The 17,017-nt window shown below is 68.8% G+C and carries 16 protein-coding genes; 6 read left to right on the forward strand and 10 right to left on the reverse strand.

Annotation, left to right across the window (positions count from 1 at the left end):
* Positions 1–20 precede the first annotated feature (20 nt).
* Entirely contained in the window at positions 21–1,157 is a 1,137-nt protein-coding gene (locus tag ACFQQC_RS16750) for a Ppx/GppA phosphatase family protein (RefSeq protein WP_376863672.1), read from the forward strand.
* On the opposite strand, the gene ACFQQC_RS16755 is transcribed toward ACFQQC_RS16750, so the two are convergent.
* From ACFQQC_RS16755 to gyrA, 5 genes are all read right to left on the reverse strand, one after another.
* Complete coding sequence (locus ACFQQC_RS16755; RefSeq protein WP_376863673.1) at positions 1,154–2,050, reverse strand: peptidylprolyl isomerase; 897 nt, start codon at positions 2,048–2,050, stop codon at positions 1,154–1,156. The genes ACFQQC_RS16750 and ACFQQC_RS16755 overlap by 4 nt on opposite strands.
* 23 nt (positions 2,051–2,073) lie before the next feature.
* Positions 2,074–2,946: a peptidylprolyl isomerase gene (locus ACFQQC_RS16760; protein ID WP_376863674.1), complete on the reverse strand. Its 873-nt coding sequence runs from the start codon at positions 2,944–2,946 to the stop codon at positions 2,074–2,076.
* A gap of 1 nt (position 2,947) precedes the next feature.
* On the reverse strand, positions 2,948–3,430 hold the full coding sequence (gene coaD, locus ACFQQC_RS16765; RefSeq protein ID WP_376863675.1) for a pantetheine-phosphate adenylyltransferase: 483 nt from the start codon (positions 3,428–3,430) through the stop codon (positions 2,948–2,950).
* Positions 3,431–3,480: 50 nt separating this feature from the next.
* Positions 3,481–4,281, reverse strand: coding sequence for an aminotransferase class IV (locus tag ACFQQC_RS16770; RefSeq protein WP_376863676.1), 801 nt, complete (start codon positions 4,279–4,281; stop codon positions 3,481–3,483).
* 144 nt (positions 4,282–4,425) lie between these two features.
* Entirely contained in the window at positions 4,426–7,194 is a 2,769-nt protein-coding gene (gene gyrA, locus ACFQQC_RS16775) for a DNA gyrase subunit A (protein ID WP_376863677.1), read from the reverse strand.
* A gap of 124 nt (positions 7,195–7,318) precedes the next feature.
* Between gyrA and ACFQQC_RS16780 the strand changes: the two genes are divergently transcribed.
* The 3 genes from ACFQQC_RS16780 (at position 7,319) to ACFQQC_RS16790 (ending at position 9,602) form a co-directional block, all read left to right on the forward strand.
* Positions 7,319–7,888 (forward strand): superoxide dismutase family protein, encoded by a 570-nt coding sequence (locus ACFQQC_RS16780; RefSeq protein WP_376863679.1) that lies wholly within the window; start codon positions 7,319–7,321, stop codon positions 7,886–7,888.
* Between the two features lie 48 nt (positions 7,889–7,936).
* Entirely contained in the window at positions 7,937–8,980 is a 1,044-nt protein-coding gene (locus ACFQQC_RS16785; RefSeq protein ID WP_376863680.1) for a 2OG-Fe(II) oxygenase, read from the forward strand.
* A 76-nt stretch (positions 8,981–9,056) separates the two neighbouring features.
* Positions 9,057–9,602: a DUF7010 family protein gene (locus ACFQQC_RS16790; RefSeq protein ID WP_376863681.1), complete on the forward strand. Its 546-nt coding sequence runs from the start codon at positions 9,057–9,059 to the stop codon at positions 9,600–9,602.
* Between the two features lie 26 nt (positions 9,603–9,628).
* On the opposite strand, the gene ACFQQC_RS16795 is transcribed toward ACFQQC_RS16790, so the two are convergent.
* From ACFQQC_RS16795 to ACFQQC_RS16810, 4 genes are all read right to left on the reverse strand, one after another.
* The gene (locus ACFQQC_RS16795) at positions 9,629–10,048 is read right to left on the reverse strand and encodes a hypothetical protein (RefSeq protein ID WP_376863682.1); all 420 of its coding nucleotides are present in this window, start codon (positions 10,046–10,048) and stop codon (positions 9,629–9,631) included.
* A gap of 123 nt (positions 10,049–10,171) precedes the next feature.
* A complete protein-coding gene (locus ACFQQC_RS16800) occupies positions 10,172–10,675 on the reverse strand; it encodes a hypothetical protein (protein WP_376863683.1) in 504 nt (167 codons plus the stop codon).
* A 153-nt stretch (positions 10,676–10,828) separates the two neighbouring features.
* Positions 10,829–12,109, reverse strand: coding sequence for a hypothetical protein (locus ACFQQC_RS16805; protein WP_376863685.1), 1,281 nt, complete (start codon positions 12,107–12,109; stop codon positions 10,829–10,831).
* A 578-nt stretch (positions 12,110–12,687) separates the two neighbouring features.
* On the reverse strand, positions 12,688–14,538 hold the full coding sequence (locus tag ACFQQC_RS16810; protein WP_376863686.1) for an ABC transporter transmembrane domain-containing protein: 1,851 nt from the start codon (positions 14,536–14,538) through the stop codon (positions 12,688–12,690).
* Positions 14,539–14,672: 134 nt separating this feature from the next.
* Here ACFQQC_RS16810 and rpmE point away from each other — a divergent pair, with 134 nt between their 5' ends.
* Positions 14,673–14,897 (forward strand): 50S ribosomal protein L31, encoded by a 225-nt coding sequence (rpmE, locus tag ACFQQC_RS16815; protein WP_376863687.1) that lies wholly within the window; start codon positions 14,673–14,675, stop codon positions 14,895–14,897.
* Positions 14,898–15,071: 174 nt separating this feature from the next.
* Positions 15,072–16,634: a murein L,D-transpeptidase gene (locus ACFQQC_RS16820; RefSeq protein WP_376863688.1), complete on the forward strand. Its 1,563-nt coding sequence runs from the start codon at positions 15,072–15,074 to the stop codon at positions 16,632–16,634.
* A 6-nt stretch (positions 16,635–16,640) separates the two neighbouring features.
* On the opposite strand, the gene ACFQQC_RS16825 is transcribed toward ACFQQC_RS16820, so the two are convergent.
* Positions 16,641–17,012: a hypothetical protein gene (locus ACFQQC_RS16825; protein ID WP_376863689.1), complete on the reverse strand. Its 372-nt coding sequence runs from the start codon at positions 17,010–17,012 to the stop codon at positions 16,641–16,643.
* Positions 17,013–17,017: the final 5 nt, after the last annotated feature.

Below are 17,017 nucleotides of genomic sequence, written 5' to 3' on the forward strand. Positions count from 1 at the left end.
CACCTTGAAAGATTCGGCCCATGCCGGAGACCGCCGGCGCGTCCTCGCGCCAACGGTCCCAGCCCCGGCGGCCCGACGGAAAGCGCGCCCGTGACGGCGCCGCCGTCGCGGCGGGGGCGCCAGGTCGCGAAGGCCCCCTGTACGGGGCGCTCGATCTGGGGACCAACAACTGCCGCCTGCTCATCGCCCGCCCGGCGAAGGACGGCTTTCGCGTCGTCGATTCCTTCAGCCGCATCGTGCGTCTGGGCGAAGGCCTGTCCCGCACCGGTCGCCTCGACGACGCCGCCATGGAGCGGGCCTACGAAGCCCTGATGCTGTGCGCCGAGCGCGTGGTCCGGCGCGGCGTCGATCCCTCCCGCCTGATGGCCGTCGCCACCCAGGCCTGCCGTCAGGCCGACAACGGCGCCGCCTTCATCGAGCGGGTCCGTCAGGGCGCCGGGCTGAAGCTGCGCATCATCGACCCCGCCGAAGAGGCCCGGCTCGCCGTCGAGGGGTGCCGCAACCTGTTCGATCCGACGGCCGAGGCCGTTCTGGTGGTCGACGTCGGCGGCGGCTCGACCGAGCTCAACTGGCTGCGCCGGACCGGGTCCGGCTTCCAGCTGGAGGGCTGGATTTCCGCCCCCATCGGCGTCGTCACCCTGGCCGAGCGCCACCCCGAGCCGGTCGGCGGCGATCTCACGCCCTGGTACGAGGCCATGGTCGCCGACATGGGCGCCGCCATCGCCGACACGCCCGTCGGCCCTGATCTGCGGGATCTGTTCGTCAGCGGCCGGGCCCACATGGTCGGCACCTCGGGCGCCATCACCAGCCTGGCCGGCATCCACCTGGGCCTGCGCCGCTATCAGCGCAATCTGGTCGACGGCCTCTGGATGACCCGCGCCGACTGCGAGCGGGCCGCGAACAGGCTCAAGGCTCTTGGCCCCGAGGGACGCGCCGCCGAAAGCTGCATCGGTCCGGACCGCGCCGATCTGGTGCTCGCCGGCGCGGCCATCATGGAAGCCATCCAGCGCGCCTGGCCGTCAGAACGCGTCCGCGTCGCCGACCGCGGCCTGCGCGAGGGCCTGCTGCTGGAGCGGATGCGCGACGACCGCAAGCCGACCAAACGCCGTCGCCGTCGGCGCGGTCGTGGAAACGGCAAGGGTGGAAACGGGGCCTAGCCCGTCACCTGAACCGGCAGCGTCACGTCGCAGATCGAGAAGTCGGCGCCGCGCGCGGTGCGGGCCTCTCCGACGATGCCCATGAAGCGTTCCGAGGTCGGGGACAGCACCTGCACCACCGGGCGCTCGGCCTCGGGGATATCGCTGGCCACCCGCACGCGGGTCATGCGGTCCGGTTGGGCGGCCGCCATCATGCCGTTCTCGCCGTCGCCGACCTGCAGCGCCCGCACCACGTCCAGCCCGGCCACGGTCATGCCCCAGATGGAATAACGCTTGTCCAGCGCCGGATAGGCCTGCCGCATGATGAAGAACTGGCTGTTGGCCGTGTCATTGCCCTCGTCGCGGGCCATGCCGACCACGCCGGGGCAATAGACGCCCCAGCCGTGCACCTTGCCGTCGCCGGTCTGGGTGAACGCCGCGTCCGGCTGGGTCTGGACCGGCAGCGAGCCGATGAAGCCCAGCCGCGCGCCCTGCGGCGCGGCCACCGGCGCGAACGCCATCGCAGGGTCACGACGGAAGGTGAACTCGGCCTTCAGGTCCGGATAGGCGCTCTGCCCCTCGCCATTGCCCAGCGGATCGCCGGTCTGGGCCATGAACCAGTCGATCACCCGGTGCCAGGTCAGGCCGTTGAAAAAGCCGCTGCGGGCCAGCAGCCGCATCCGCTCCACATGCAGCGGCGCGATCTCGGGCGTCAGTTCGACGATGATCCGTCCCTTGGTCGTATCGATGACCAGGAGGTTCTCCGGCGCGACCGTGCGCCAGTCGGTCGAGGCGATGACGGTCTGGACCGTGGGCGGCGGCGGGGGCGGCGGCGGAGGCTCGCCGACATCCTGGGCCAGCGCCGGACCGATCATCAGCGCCGCCGCGGCGCTCGCCAGAAGCATCACCTTCATCGCCTGTTCCCCCTCGTCGCGGCTCAACCGCCGGTCACTTCCGCCGTCGGCTGCACATTGCACACGTCAAACCGCGACCCCAGCCGGGCCCGGGAGCTCGCCAGAAGTTCGGCGAAGGCCGGGCTGGTCGTGGCCATGACGCGCGCGGCCGGGCGCTCGCCTTCCGGCAGGGCCGAGGCGGTGCGCACGCGGGTCATGGTGTCCGGATCGGTGACGCGACCGTTGTTGTTCGCGTCGCCGGACTTCAGCGCCCGGGCGATGTCCTGCCCCGCCAGCACCCGTCCGAACGGCGTGTAGCTGCCGTTCAGGGACTCGTTGGAGGCGGTCATGATGTAGAACTGGCTGTTGGCGCTGTTCGGATCATTGGCCCGCGCCATGCCCAGCACGCCCGGACAGAACAGGGCGGAAGCGCCGACCTTGAAGTCCGCCGTCACCATCATCTGCGCATCCGGCTGGGTGGTGACGCCGAAGGAGCCGATGAAGCCCATCTGCGCGGCGCCGTCCGTCTGCCCGTTGCCCACGAAGCCGTCGGCGCGACCACGACGGAACGAGAATTCGCCGGTCAGGTCGGGCAGCTCGCTGCCGCCCTCGCCCGTGCCCTGCGGATCACCGCCCTGCGCCATGAAGTTCGGGATCACCCGGTGGAAGGTCAGGCCGTCATAGAAGCCCTGGTTGGCCAAGGTCCGGATCCGATCCACCGCCAGAGGGGCCACGCGCGGATCCAGCTCCGCGACGATCCGCCCCTTGGAAGTGTCGATGACCAGCAGGTTCTCCGGCGCGATCGTGCGCCACTCACCGGCCGTGGCCGGGGCCGGGGTCTGGGCGAAGGCCGCCGGCGCGACGCCGGTCAGAGCGACGGCGGCGAGTGCGGCCGCGAAGGTGGTGTTGAAGCGCATACTATCCCTTGACCCTGGCCAGCACGGCGGACGCGACCGCAGGGCTGACGAAGCTTGCAATATTCCCGTCCAGACGGGCGATTTCCTTGACCAGCCGCGAGGCGATCGCCTGATGCCGCGGGTCCGCCATCAGGAAGACGGTCTCGATGTCCGCATTGAGGCGCTGGTTCATCGCCGTCATCTGGAACTCGTATTCGAAGTCGGCGACGGCGCGCAGGCCACGCACGATCACCGTCGCATCCAGCTCCTCTGCGAAATGCATCAGCAGGCTGGAGAACGGCCGCACCTCGACCTTCTCGCCAAACACCGCCACCTCGGCCCGCACCATCTCGACCCGCTCGGCGGTCGTGAACAGCGGTCCCTTGTCGTCATTCTGGGCCACGCCGATGACCAGCCGGTCCACCAGCTTCACCGCACGCTTGATGATGTCCAGATGCCCGTTGGTGATCGGGTCGAAGGTGCCCGGATACAGGCCAATACGCATCGAAGTCCTCCCCGACTTTTCATCGGTTTAGCAGGTGCGAAACGCCGGGCCTAGATCGGCTGCGGCGCGTTCGACGCCCAGGCCGCCTGCAACCGGTCGATCAGGGCCGGATCCATGTCCAGCGAGCGCCCGTCGATATTGCCTACCGGACAGGCCGGGGTGGCGCTGTTGCAGATGAAGGCCTGCCGCAGGCCCGCCAGCGCCGCCCGGTCGATGACCCGTGTCTCGCTGTCCAGTCCGACCAGACCCAGTCCGTTCTCCAGCAGCCTCTGCCCTACCCCGCGCAGCATCGGCGCCTTCGGCCAGACGATCCGCCCGTCCTCGACGAAGCCGATGTTCCAGATCGAGCCCTCGGACACAGCGCCGTCGGCGCCCACGAACAGGGCGTCGTCAAAGCTGGCCGCCTTCGCCGTCCGCCGCGCCCGCGTCAGGCCGAAGGTGGCGTTGTGCTTCAGCTCCGGCGCCTCCCGCGCATAGTCCTGAGTCTGCAGGCGCAGCGGATCGCACAGCGGATTCGCCGGCGCCGACACCACCGTCAGCACGCTGGGCACGCCCAGCGCATCCGGTGTCCGGTGGGTGATGGTCTCCAGGAACAGCTGGACCCGCAGGCTGTGCCGCCCCTCCAGCCCCTCGACCGCCGTCCGCATCCGCTCGCGCATCCGCGCCTCCGGCACGGCCCGTCCGAACAGGGCCAGGGCCTCCTGCGCCAACCGGTCCAGATGCATATCCAGTCCACGCACCGCCCCGTCCTCGACCTGCATCGAGGTGAAGGCGCCGTAGTTCGACAGGATCACCGGCGCCAGCGCCTCGGCGGTCGCCGGCTCGCCGTCGATGTGCAGGATCGGTGTCATCAGATCCGCTCATCCCGGCGAAAGCCGGGACCCAGTGCTTTGGAAGAGCGGTTGACCCCCGTTCCCATCGTCATAGATCCCCTGCGCCGACGTCATCTGGACAGAACTGGGTCCCGGCTTTCGCCGGGATGAGCGGGTGAAAGATCAGCTCTCTTCGCCGCCCGCGTCCTCGCCCTCGACCGCGCCGCCGTCCTCACCGCCGCCGCTGTCCGGCAGGCGCTCGACCGAGACGACCTTCTCGTCCTTGCCGGTCTTGAAGATGGTGACGCCCTGGCTGGAGCGGCTGACGATGCGGATCTGCTCCATCGGGGTGCGGATCATCTGCCCGCCCGAGGTGACCATCAGCAGGTCGTCGCTGTCCTCGACCGGGAAGGCCGCCGCCAGACGCGTGCCCGCGCGACCGCCCAGACCGTGCGCCGTCAGCCCCTGCCCGCCGCGACCCGTGCGGCGATACTCATAGGCCGACGAGCGCTTGCCGAAGCCGGTCTCGGTGACCGTCAGGATGAACTGCTCGGCGGCGCCCAGTTCGGCGATCCGCTCGACCGACAGCACGGCGTCAGCGACGTCATCCTCGGCCTCGACCGGAGCCGCGTCCTCTTCGCCGTCCGCGCCGGCCAGCGCCTTGCGCATGGCGTTGGCGTGCTTGACGTAGGCGGCGCGCTCTTCCGGCGTGGCGTCCACGCGGCCCAGCACGGCCATCGAGATGACCTCGTCGCCGTCCTGCAGGCGCACGCCCCGGACGCCGGTCGAATCCCGGCCCTTGAACACGCGCACATCGTCGGCCTTGAAGCGGATCGCGCGACCGAGCGCCGTCGTCAGCATGACGTCGTCCTCGGCGGTGCACAGGGCCACGCCGACCATCCGGTCGCCGTCTTCCAGCTTCATCGCGATCTTGCCGGCGCGGTTCACCGTGGCGAAGTCGGGCAGCTTGTTGCGGCGCACGTCGCCCGAAGAGGTGGCGAACATGATGTCATAGTCGCCCCACTCCGCCTCGTTCTCGGGCAGGGGCAGCACGTTCATGATGCTGTCGCCCGGCTCGATCGGCAGCAGGTTCACGAACGCCTTGCCTCGCGACTGCGGATTGCCCAGCGGCAGACGCCAGGTCTTCAGCTTGTAGGCCTTGCCGTTGGTGGCGAAGAACAGCACCGGCGTATGGGTCGAGGCCGAGAACACGCCCGTGACGGCGTCGTCCTCCTTCATCGCCACGCCCGAGCGGCCCTTGCCGCCGCGATGCTGGGTCCGATAGGCGTTCAGCGCCACGCGCTTCACATAGCCGCCGTGGGTCACGGTCACGACCATGTCCTCGCGCGGGATCAGGTCCTCGTCCTCCATCTCCCCGTCGCCTTCCCCGATCAGGGTGCGACGCGGAACGGCGAACTCTTCCTTCACCGCCAGCAGGTCCTCGCGGATCACCGCCAGGATGTTGGCGCGGTCCGACAGCAGGGTCAGGTGGCCTTGGATGATGCCCGCCAGTTCGCGGGCCTCGCCGAAGATGTCGTCGCGGCCCAGGCCGGTCAGGCGGCTCAGGGTCAGGGCCAGGATGGCGCGCGCCTGTTCGTCGGTCAGACGCAGCTTGTCGCCGTCCACCAGCGCCGAGCGCGGGTCGGCGATCAGCTCGATCAGGGCCATCATGTCGCCCACCGGCCAGGCCTTGGCCTGCAGACGCTCGCGCGCCTCGGTCGGATCGGCCGACGAGCGGATGATGTGGATCACCTCGTCGATATTGGCCACGGCCACGGCCAGACCGACCAGGACGTGGCCGCGGTCGCGGGCCTTGCCCAGTTCGTATTTGATGCGGCGGACCACCACCTCTTCCCGGAACTCCAGGAAGGCTTCCAGCAGCTGGCGCAGGCCCATCTGCTCGGGGCGGCCGTGGTTCAGGGCCAGCATGTTGACGCCGAACGACGACTGCATGGCGGTGTAGCGCCACAGCTGGTTCAGGATCACATCGCCTGAGGCGTCGCGCTTCAGCTCGACCACCATCCGCATGCCGTCGCGGTCCGATTCGTCGCGCACGTCGGCGATGCCCTCGATCCGCTTCTCGCGGACCAGTTCGACGATCCGCTCGATCAGGGTCTGCTTGTTCACCTGATAGGGCAGCTCGGTGACGATGATCGCCTCGCGGTCCTTGCGGATCGTCTCGATCGTCGCCTTGCCGCGCACGATCACCGAGCCGCGGCCATCGCGCAGGGCGTTGCGCGGCGCGGTGCGGCCCATGATCTCGCCGCCGGTCGGGAAGTCCGGTCCCGGCACGATGTCCAGCAGGGCCTCGTCGCCGATGTTCGGATCGTCCAGCAGGGCGACCGAGGCGTCGATCACCTCGCCCAGGTTATGCGGCGGGATGTTGGTCGCCATGCCGACGGCGATGCCGCCCGCGCCGTTGACCAGCAGGTTCGGAATCCGGGACGGCAGGACGACCGGCTCCAGCTCCTTCTCGTCGTAGTTCGGCTGGAAATCGACGGTGTCCTTGTCGATGTCGGCCAGCAGGGCCACCGCCGCCGGGGCCATCCGGGCCTCGGTGTAACGCATCGAGGCGGGCATATCGCCATCGACCGAGCCGAAGTTCCCCTGGCCGTCGACCAGCATCAGCCCCATCGAGAAGGGCTGGGCCATGCGCACCAGCGCCATATAGACCGACGCGTCGCCGTGCGGGTGGAAGCGACCCAGCACGTCACCGACCACGCGCGCACACTTCGAATAGGCCCGGTCAGGCGACATCTTCAGGTCGTGCATCGAGTACAGGATGCGGCGGTGCACCGGCTTCAGGCCGTCCCGCGCGTCCGGCAGCGCCCGGCTCACGATTACGCTCATGGCGTAATCGAGGTACGAACGGCGCAGCTCGTCTTCGATGGTGATGGTGGAGATGTCGCCGCCCTTGGGGGATGCGGCGTTTTCGTAGGTGTCGTCGGTCAAGGAAATCGGGCTTTAAATGGCCGGAATCGGAACGTGATCCGCTATCCGGTTTTCTAGCATCCAGGGCGTCCATAGGCAAAACGGACGCGCCCTTTCCAGGCTTGATACACAGGGATTTTCAACCATGCGCCACCTCCTCCTCGCCGCCGCCCTCGCCGCCCCGCTGACGATGGGCGCCGCTGGAGCGTTCGCGCAGTCCGCCGCCCCCGCTCCCGCCCCGGCTCCCGCTCCTGCGCCCGAGCCCGTCGGCCGCGCCGTGCTGAAGACCGCTGACGGCTCCGACGCCGGCACGGTCACCGCCTACCGCGGCCCGCTGGGCCTGCTGTTCCGGGTTGAAGGCCAGGGCTGGCCGGCCGGCTGGCACGGCGTCCACCTGCACGCGGTCGGCAAGTGCGAAGGCCCCGGCTTCACCTCGGCCGGCGCCCATGTGAACCACGCCGAGAACGCCCGCCCGCACGGCCTGCTGAACACGGACGGCGGCCCCGACCTCGGCGACCTGCAGAACGTCTTCGCCCACGCCGACGGCACGGCCAACGCAGAGGTCTACCTCTCGGGCGCGGGCCTTTCCGCGGCCGGCCATGACCTCATGGACACCGACGGCCTGTCCTTCCTGGTCCACGCCAATCCCGACGATCACGTCAGCCAGCCCATCGGCGGCGCCGGCGCCCGCATCGCCTGCGGCGTGTTCGAGTAAGCCTCTACAGGCTTGAATTGCAGGGGCCATGCCGTCCATCGTGGCGGCATGGCCCTGTTCTTCGGCGACCGCGCCCCGTCCTTCTCGACCCCGGGCGTCAGCAATCCCCGCTACGTCTTCGACACCGCCGCCGGGCGGTATCTGGTGCTGGCCGTCGTGCCCGCCGGTCCGGCCGTTGATCGCGCCGTCGCCGCCCTTGAGGCCGCCCGCCCTCTCTTCAACGACGTCCACGCCAGCGCCTTCATCCTGATCGTCGGCCACGACGAGGCCCGCGAAACCCGTCAGGACAGCGTGCCGGGCCTGCGCTTCCTGTTTGACGACACCGGCGCCGTCGCCGCCCTCTATGACGCCGCCGACGCCGAGCGCTGGTTCCTGGTCGACCCGGCCCTGCACATCCTCGAGGTCGTCGGCGCCGAGGGCGCGGCCGGCCTGGTCTCGCGCGTCCGCCGTCTGCCGCCCCCGGCCCGTCACGGCGGCTTCGAGGCCATGGCCCCCGTTCTGGTCACGCCGCGTATCTTCGAGCCCGGCTTCTGCGACCGGCTGATGGACCATTACCGCCAGACCGGCGGCGAGCCCTCCGGCTTCATGCGCGAGATCGACGGGGTCACCACCCTGATGATGAACGACCAGCACAAGCGCCGGTCGGACGTCATCGTCGAGGATGGCCATTTCCAGAAACAGATCGTCGCCCGCCTGAACCGCCGCCTGATCCCCCAGATCGAAAAGGCGTTCAATTTCAAGCCGACGCGCATCGAACGCTATCTGGTCGCCCGCTACGATTCAGAGACCGGCGGCTTCTTCCGCCCGCACCGCGACAACACCACCAAGGGCACCGCCCACCGCCGCTTCGCCGTCTCGATCAATCTGAACAGCGACTACGACGGCGGCGACCTGCGCTTCCCCGAGTTCGGCGACCGCACCTACCGCCCGCCCCCCGGCGGCGCCTGCGTCTTCTCCTGCTCGGTCCTGCACGAGGCGACCCCCGTCACCCGCGGCGAACGCTTCGCCTTCCTGCCCTTCCTCTACGACGAGGCGGCGGCGAAGATCCGGGAAGAGAACCTGCAGTATCTGGACCCCGCACTCATCGCCTGAGCGACCTCCGATATCAAACAAGCTTCACAGTGGCGCCCGCTGTGATAGGTCTCGGACGAACGGGGGGTCAGGGACAATGCAGATCGAAGCCGCACAGCAGGACATGGCCGCCGCCCACGTGCGAGGCGCGCCGGGCGTCCTTGTCTCTGGCCTTGTCTGGCTCATCGCCGGCGGGGTCTGGACGCAACAAGGCGTGGCGACAGGCTTCACCGCCCTGTTTGTCGGCGGCATCCTGATCTTCCCGGCCTCGCTGCTCATCTCGCGGCTGGTCTTCAGGGCCCCGAAGGCCTCGCCGGGCAATCCTCTTGAACGTCTGGCGCTCGAGAGCACCTTCGTCCTCTTCGCCGGCCTGTTCCTCGCCTGGTGCTTCCTGCGCGTCGCCCCCGAACTGGCCTTCCCGGCCATGGCGGTCGCGATCGGCGTCCGCTACTTCGTCTTCCGCACGGTCTACGGAAACGCCATCTACTGGGTTCTCGGCGGCGCCCTCGCGATTGTCGGCGGCCTTGCGGCCATCCAGATCGTCACCCTCCCCGTCAACACCGCCCTGATCGTCGGCGCCGTCGAAGTGTGTCTGTCCGTCGTGATCTTCCTGCTCGGGAAGAAGGCGGCCGCGGCCAACTGAAGGCGCAAGAGCACCTCAAGCGACCCTCACGGCCTGACGTCAGTCGTGCTTCGCCCTTGAAGCGTCGGCCCCCGAGTAACGTGGGTGATCGACGAGGCCCTCACGGTCTCGGCGCGGGCGTCGTAGCTGCAGTCGCACTTGGCCTTGAACAAGCCGAAGCCCATCATGTCGGGGCTCTGCGTGAACAGTTCGGCAACATCACTATTCAGCCTCCGCCGTTCGAATTCGGGCATTTCAGCGATCGAAAGCGGAGCGAAGGAAGCGCAATCCGGTACGGTGATGGCGTAGCCAGCGTGTCCGTAGGATTCTGCGGCGAAGACGATCTCCTCGACACCCGCGGTGTTCAGGGCCTCAAGGCTCGCACGACAGGCGGCGACTTCCGGATCGACAGGCGCACAACTGGCGGCGACGACAAAGACAGGAATCAGAACAGCGAGCTGTTTCACGGGCAAGCCTGCTTCGGTTGAACTCACAAGGGCCGGTGTCTGCCTGACGTCCGCAATGGGTGGATAGTGGAGGTCCTCTTTATCGCTGCCTCACATGCCAACGACCAGATTAGCTTGGATAGGTTAGCTACAGCGGAAAGGTGTAACCTCGCCAACGTAATCTAGAGAATAGCCAGCGACGCTGCTGCCGCCCCAGTTATCAGTCAGCACCGGCGCCGAACGGATATCCAAATATCTATAGCTATCCGAAATATAATACAGGTGGACGTGCGGATATCTATGAGAAACATAGCCGCCGCTGGGATGGCTATAATGTGGCGCCGGTGCAGTGTATTGAAACCGGTAGCCTTGAACCATCAAATCCAGATTGTCCGTCGGGCATGTTCTGGGAAAGGCCAATAGAAAATGTCCAGGTGCCTCAAAACACCGGAATAAGCTATCGGAACAATCGACCAGATCGCTCTCCCATTGCGGGCTGATTGCCCGCAGGCGTGAGATGTCGATCGTTATGGTTGGTGGCGCCTCGCTAATCGTCGTCGACGCGCAGCCGGCAACAAACAGGGGCAGGCAGGCGACAATCCAACGGTCACGCATCTCACTCCCCCCTTTCGCAGCAGTCTGCTTCACCGGGTGAATGTCCGCAACGGGTCGAAAGCGGAACCGGTGCCCGGACGTCACTCCCGACACCTTCCATCCCTGCCAAACCCTGTCAGTCGCCCCCGCCATCCGTACCCTGAGCCTGCACTCACGGCGCGGGTCCTTCCGCCGGCGGCGACCGGATCAGCGCGTCGGCGCCGCCTCGCGGCCGAGCACGCGGGTCGCCGTGAAGGTCGGGGCCAGGATGGCGATGTCGTAACCCAGCGCCAGCTCCCGCCATTCCTCGGGCGCCGAGGCCAGCCCTCCGGCCCGCAACGCCCGCAGGTCCACCAGCATCCATGATCCCGGCGTCGCATCCGCCGGCCGGGCGAGCACGACATCCCTGCGCCAGTCCGGCTCCTGCGTGTCCATGTCGAAGGTGCGCTCGGTGGCGGGCCGCCCGGTGCCGGCGTAACCCGCATACGAGCCCCGCGCGCCTTCCACGACGATATGCAGCGCCGTCACGCCCTCGCCCTCGGCGCGCTCGGCCACATAGGCGCCGATGTCTCGCTGGCTGAGCGGGTTGATCGACTTGTACAGGTGATAGGCGCCGAACTTCATCAGCACCCGGGCGTCGGGGTTCTCGGCCAGACGGGCGGCGAGCGTGCGCTTCATCAGGCGCGCGCGGCGTCCGTTGGGATCGCCCGTCCGCGCCTGAGACGCCTGATAGATGGCGCGGCTCTCCGTCAGCAGTCCGAACAGGTACTGGACGCGCGCGCCGCCATCCTGCGCGACCGCGGCGGCGGCCCGGTCAAGCGCCTCCTGCGGGGCGGACAGCAGGAACAGATCGGCGGGCGAGCCGGAGGCCAGAGCCGCGGCGGTCGCTTCCTGATCGCGCGCCGCCAGGCCGGTCAGGGCCGCCCGGGCCAGCGGGCCCGGTTCGGCGGCCAGCATCTCTCCAATCAGATGGCCGCCGGAGCCGAGAAACTCCTGATCCAGCCCCCACAGCGCGAAGTCCGGCCCTGCGGCGGCGGCGCAATCGCCCGCCGTCCGCACCTCATCCCGCCCGCCATAGAAGGCGACACCGTCCGGATGGTCGCTCAGGAACGCGCCCATCAGGTCTTCGCGGTCGTCGGATCGCATCAGGGAATCGACGACGCGGGCCGCTTCCGGCCCCGTCTCGATGACCATGGCGTCCAGACCCGCGGGCGCCATCAGGCGGCAAATCTGGGTGGTGAAGGCCGGAATCTCGCGGGTCATGTGGCTTTCGCCGATCAGGACATAGCGGCTGTCCGCCACGGCCCGGGTCAGGACCAGCCCGCCCGCGCCTGACAGACCATCCGGATTGACTTCAAACGGCGTGATCACCCCCGCCAGTCGCGTGGTGAAGGCCGCAGGCGCCGCCTCCTGGGCGACCGCCCCGGTCGCGAACGCGCCCAGACCGGCCAGAAGGATCGCCGACAGACCCCGATGAATTCCACGCACGCGTTTCCCCCCGGACATGAATCAACTGCAAAGCTTGTCTAGCGAGGCACCGTGTCGATGGCCAATGAACTCGCGTCCATGCGCAACCGGCAGCGCAAGACGCCACTGCCGACACCCTCCATCCCTGCCAAACCCTGTCATCCGCCCCTGCCATCCCGATCCCTCTCCCGATGGGAGAGGGCTTGAGCGCCCGCGAGTGAAACGAGTGGCTGCGCGAAAGGGTGAGGGTCGATCCTCGGCATTCGGCGTAAGCCGCGTCTCCGTCCTGAGCGGCGGCTTACGCCGACTGAACCAGCCGCCCCTCATCCGACGGGGCTGCGCCCCGCCACCTTCTCCCATCGGGAGAAGGAAGAAGACGACTTACGTCCAAATTTGACGCACCGCCCCGCTAAACTGCGCTCGTCCGGTCTTTGACAATCCAGCACGGCCCCGCCGAGGTAGAACCCCGCGCGCCATCCCCCGCCTCACGGGAAAAAGTGCGCGATGTGCACTCCATTTTTTTCGGAGTGCACATTTCGCGCCCGCCCCGGTGGATGTGTCGGGAAGACAGGGTTTCGCGATTTTTCAGGTGGCAGGCCTCACCCGCCCTTGAACTGCAGCTCCGCCAGACGCGCGTACAGCCCGCCCTTGGCCGTCAGCTGGGCGTGGGTGCCCTCCTCGACCACCTTGCCGTCTTCCATCACCACGATGCGGTCGGCGCGCAGGACGGTGGCCAGGCGGTGGGCGATGACCAGCGTGGTGCGGGTCTCCATCGCCTGATCCAGCGCCGCCTGCACCAGCCGCTCGCTCTCGGCGTCCAGCGCCGAGGTGGCTTCGTCCAGCAGCAGGATCGGGGCTTCGCGCACCAGCGCCCGCGCAATGGCCAGACGCTGCCGCTGTCCGCCCGACAGGCTCTTGCCGCGCTCGCCCAGCGGGGTGGCGAACTGCTCCGGAAGGGCCTCCAGGAAGCCCAGCGCCTGCGCCTCCTCGGCGGCCGCGCGGACCTCCTCGTCGGTCGCAGCTTCGCGGCCGAAGCGGATGTTTTCGCTGGCGGAACCCGAGAACAGCGGCGCCTCCTGCGAGACCCAGGCGAAGCGGTTGCGCACCTCGGTCGGGTCGGCGTCGCGCACGTCCACCCCGTCCACCGAAACCACGCCCGACTGCGGGTCATAGAAGCGCAGCAGCAGGCGGAAGACGGTCGACTTGCCCGCCCCCGACGGCCCGACCAGCGCCACCGTCTCGCCCGGCCGCACCGTCAGGCTGAAGCCCTTCAGGGCCGGCAGGTCCGGACGGCCCGGATAGGCGAACTCGACCGCCGACATCGACACCTCGCCGACCGGCGGCTGCGGCAGGGCCCGGGGCGTTTCCGGGGCGGCGATGGCGGCCTGCGCGCGCATCAGCTCGTCGATCCGCTCCATGGCGCCGGCGGCCTTCTGCACATCGCCCCAGCTTTCGCCCAGCGCGCCCACGGCGCCGGCGGCGAAAACGGACAGCAGTACGAACTGCAGCAGGGCGCCGGGGCTCATCCGCCCGGCGATCACGTCCTGGGCGCCCAGCCACAGCACCAGCGTCACCCCGCCGAACATCACCATGATGATCATGGCGGTCATCAGGGCCCGGGCCCGCATCCGGACCAGCGACGAGGCGAAGGCGTCCTCGACCGCCGCGCCGAACCGGTTGACCGCATTGGTCACCCGGCCAAAGGCCTGCACCGTCTCGATGGCGTCCACGCTCTCGCCGGCGAAGCCCACCGCATTGGCGAACCGGTCCTGCGTCGCCACCGTCAGCTTGCGGACCCGCCGCCCGAACAGGAAGATCGGCCCCAGCAGCAGCGGCACCACCAGCAGCACCAGCCCGGTCAGCTTGGGGCTGACCACGAACAGCAGGATCACCCCGCCGACCAGCGTCAGGAAGTTGCGCAGGGCGAACGACACCGAGGTCGTCATCAGCGTCTCGACCAGGGCGATGTCGGTCGTCAGGCGGCTCAGCACCTCCCCCGTCCGGATCCGCGCATAGAAGGCCGGATCCAGCGTCAGGATGCGGTCGAACAGCCCCTTGCGCAGGTCGGCCACGACCCGCTCGCCGGTCTTGGTCACATAGAAGTAGCGGATGGCCGTGGCGACGCCGAGGAACAGCGCGTTGGCGCCCAGCAGCGTGAACCACAGGTTCAGCCCCGCCCCGCCGTTCTCGAAGCCGTGGTCGATGGCCCCGCGCGCCGCCGCCGTCAGGCTCAGCGAGGTCACGGTGGACATGATCAGCCAGAACATGGCCATGACCAGATGCCCCTTGTGCCGCAGGGCGTAGGGCAGCAGGCGGGCCAGCGGCCGAACGTCGCGGCGCTTCTCGCGGCGGCCGCCGGCCTCGGTCATCTGTTCCGCCAGCAGGGCGCCCGCTCCGGGGCGGCCCCGGAGGTCGGCGGAGTCACTGAAGGCGGCGTTGGTGTCGGTCATGGCCGCGCCTCTTGCCCCGGAACGCCCCCCGGTGTAAACGCCGCCGCTCACTCCCGCCGGTTCTGTCGGCGGGTTTCTCATTTTACGCGCACGGACGGTCGGCATCGTCATCGCGCAGAGACCGGACGACGACCATGAAGGCGGATACGCACCCCGACTACCACTTCATCACCGTGGTGATGACCGATGGCAGCTCCTACCAGACCCGTTCGACCTACGGGAAAGAGGGCGCGACCCTGAACCTGGACATCGACCCGACGACTCACCCGGCCTGGACCGGCGGCAACCAGCAGCTGCTGGACCGCGGCGGCCGCGTTTCGCGCTTCAACAACAAGTTCGCCGGCTTCATCAAGAAGTAAGCGGCCCGCCGGTCTGGCTTTCCCGCCACACCGTCAGCGCAAGACGACAACGAAGGCGTCGGTCCCCCGGACCGGCGCCTTTCTGTTTGTCCGGAACGCCGATAAGGTTCCCCGCGTTGGCTTTCGGGGCGTGGGCGTTGGGTCCGTGCGACGAAACGGACGAAGAGCGACGTGATGAATCGACGGCAACTGGGTCTGGGCGCGGCGGTATCGGCCCTGGCGTCCTCGTTTGGCGCACATGCGCTGGCGCAGACCCGTGACCCCGGCGCGGTCGCCTTCTACGACAGCTTCAACGACCAGCTGGCCCGCCTCCCCGCCACCGTCCAGCCGGATGTGCGCGCCTTCTACGAGATGAACGGCTGGCGTCCCGTCTGGACCGCCGAACGCGTCCGCGCCCTGCAGTCCTCCGCCGCCCGCGCCGAGCGCCACGGCCTGTCGCAGGGCGACTTCTTCGACTTCAACGCCTTGGCCTCCGACCGCGTCGGCGGCGAGATGAAGACCACCGCCGCGGCCATGACCTACGCCCGCGTCCTCGCCGAAGGCCGCGTCCGGCCCGAGACGGTCGAGGATCTGTGGGAGATGCAGAAGAACCGCGTCGACCTGCCCGCCGGGCTGAACGACGCCCTCGCCTCGAACCGCCTGCTCGACTGGTTCGAGGGCCTGGCCCCCACCGACATCGGCTATTCCAACCTGTCTGCCGGCTATGTCCGCTATCGCCGCCTGATCAGCAGCGGCGGCGGCTGGCCCGCCTTCCGCGTCGGCGCCAACATCGAGCCGGGCGGCAGCGACAGCCGCATCCCGGCCCTGATCCAGCGTCTCGTCGCCGAGGGCGACCTGTCGGCCGCCGACGGCGCCCGCATCAGCGCCATGGGCAATGTCTACGGCCCGGACCTTCAGGCCGGCGTCCGCAGCTTCCAGACCCGCCACGGCCTGGGCGCCGACGGCCGCATCGGCACGGGCACCCAGCGCTCGCTCTCGGCGTCCGCCGAGGACCGCGCCCGCCAGATCGCCCTGAACCTGGAGCGCCGTCGCTGGCTGAAGCGCGAGCTCCAGCCCGAGCGGATCGAGGTCAACACCGCCGCCGCCATCATGGTCTACTGGAAAGACGGTCGCCCGGTTCACTCGAACCGCGTCGTCGTCGGCTCGGCCGCGAACCAGACCCCCAGCCTCGAGAAGCCGTTCGCCTCGGTCGTGGCCAACCCGCCCTGGTATGTGCCCGCCGGCATCGCCCGTCGCGAGATCCTGCCCCGTGGCCCGGCCTATCTGGCCAGCCAGAACATGTACATCCAGAACGGCACGGTCATCCAGCGCGCCGGCCCTCAGGCCGCGCTGGGCTATGTGAAGTTCGAGCTGCGCGACAGCTACGCCATCTTCCTGCACGACACCCCGTCCAAGGCGGCCTTCAACCTGTCGATGCGTCAGCGCAGCCACGGCTGCGTTCGCGTCCAGAACGCCGTCGAGTTCGCCCGCCTGCTGCTGTCGCCCGATCCGACCCTGCTGGGTCAGTTCGACACGGCCCAGGACACGCGCAACACCCGCCGCATCCAGGTCGGTCGCGAGATCGGCGTGCGCCTGCTCTACTGGACCGCCTTCGTCGACGGTCAGGGCCGCGTCGCCTTCCGCGAGGATGTCTATGAGCGGGACGCCAAGCTGGCCGAGGCGCTCGGCATCGGCGTCAGCCTGCCCAAGCCGGTCGATGACGGTCGCGGTCGCGACGCCAACGACGTCGGACCGTAGGTCCGTCTAGGGGATCATGTCCGTCTCGATGCGCATCGAGGCGCACCCTGCGGCGATCACATCCACCCGATGGGGCCATCCCCCGGTCACATAGCCGCCCGTGGTCCGGTAGACGCCGCCGGCGTCCGTGCAGGACGCCCGTATGCTGCTGTCCCCGGTGAATTGCGGCAGCCGATAGATTCGTTGGCCGGGCTTGAGCCCGCCGGACCAGCTGAAGTCGCCCGGCGTCGTGGCCTCGACCATCAGCGTGAGGTTCGCCTCGCTCCGGTTATCGATGATGACCAGCGATCGGCCGCTCAGCACCACCCCGGCCGCCAGCGCGCCAAGCAGCACGACCGCCCCCACAAGGGCGATCAGCAGACGCCATCCTCCGCTCAACCGCC

The sequence above is a fragment of the Brevundimonas sp. GCM10030266 genome, assembly GCF_042666595.1.
Taxonomy (GTDB): domain Bacteria; phylum Pseudomonadota; class Alphaproteobacteria; order Caulobacterales; family Caulobacteraceae; genus Brevundimonas.

Coding starts and splice junctions, on each gene's coding strand:
- ACFQQC_RS16750 (WP_376863672.1), top strand. CDS start 21: ATGCCGGAGACCGCCGGCGCGTCCTCGCGCCAACGGTCCCAGCCCCGG.
- ACFQQC_RS16755 (WP_376863673.1), bottom strand. CDS start 2,050: ATGAAGGTGATGCTTCTGGCGAGCGCCGCGGCGGCGCTGATGATCGGT.
- ACFQQC_RS16760 (WP_376863674.1), bottom strand. CDS start 2,946: ATGCGCTTCAACACCACCTTCGCGGCCGCACTCGCCGCCGTCGCTCTG.
- coaD (WP_376863675.1), bottom strand. CDS start 3,430: ATGCGTATTGGCCTGTATCCGGGCACCTTCGACCCGATCACCAACGGG.
- ACFQQC_RS16770 (WP_376863676.1), bottom strand. CDS start 4,281: ATGACACCGATCCTGCACATCGACGGCGAGCCGGCGACCGCCGAGGCG.
- ACFQQC_RS16780 (WP_376863679.1), top strand. CDS start 7,319: ATGCGCCACCTCCTCCTCGCCGCCGCCCTCGCCGCCCCGCTGACGATG.
- ACFQQC_RS16785 (WP_376863680.1), top strand. CDS start 7,937: ATGGCCCTGTTCTTCGGCGACCGCGCCCCGTCCTTCTCGACCCCGGGC.
- ACFQQC_RS16790 (WP_376863681.1), top strand. CDS start 9,057: ATGCAGATCGAAGCCGCACAGCAGGACATGGCCGCCGCCCACGTGCGA.
- ACFQQC_RS16810 (WP_376863686.1), bottom strand. CDS start 14,538: ATGACCGACACCAACGCCGCCTTCAGTGACTCCGCCGACCTCCGGGGC.
- rpmE (WP_376863687.1), top strand. CDS start 14,673: ATGAAGGCGGATACGCACCCCGACTACCACTTCATCACCGTGGTGATG.
- ACFQQC_RS16820 (WP_376863688.1), top strand. CDS start 15,072: ATGAATCGACGGCAACTGGGTCTGGGCGCGGCGGTATCGGCCCTGGCG.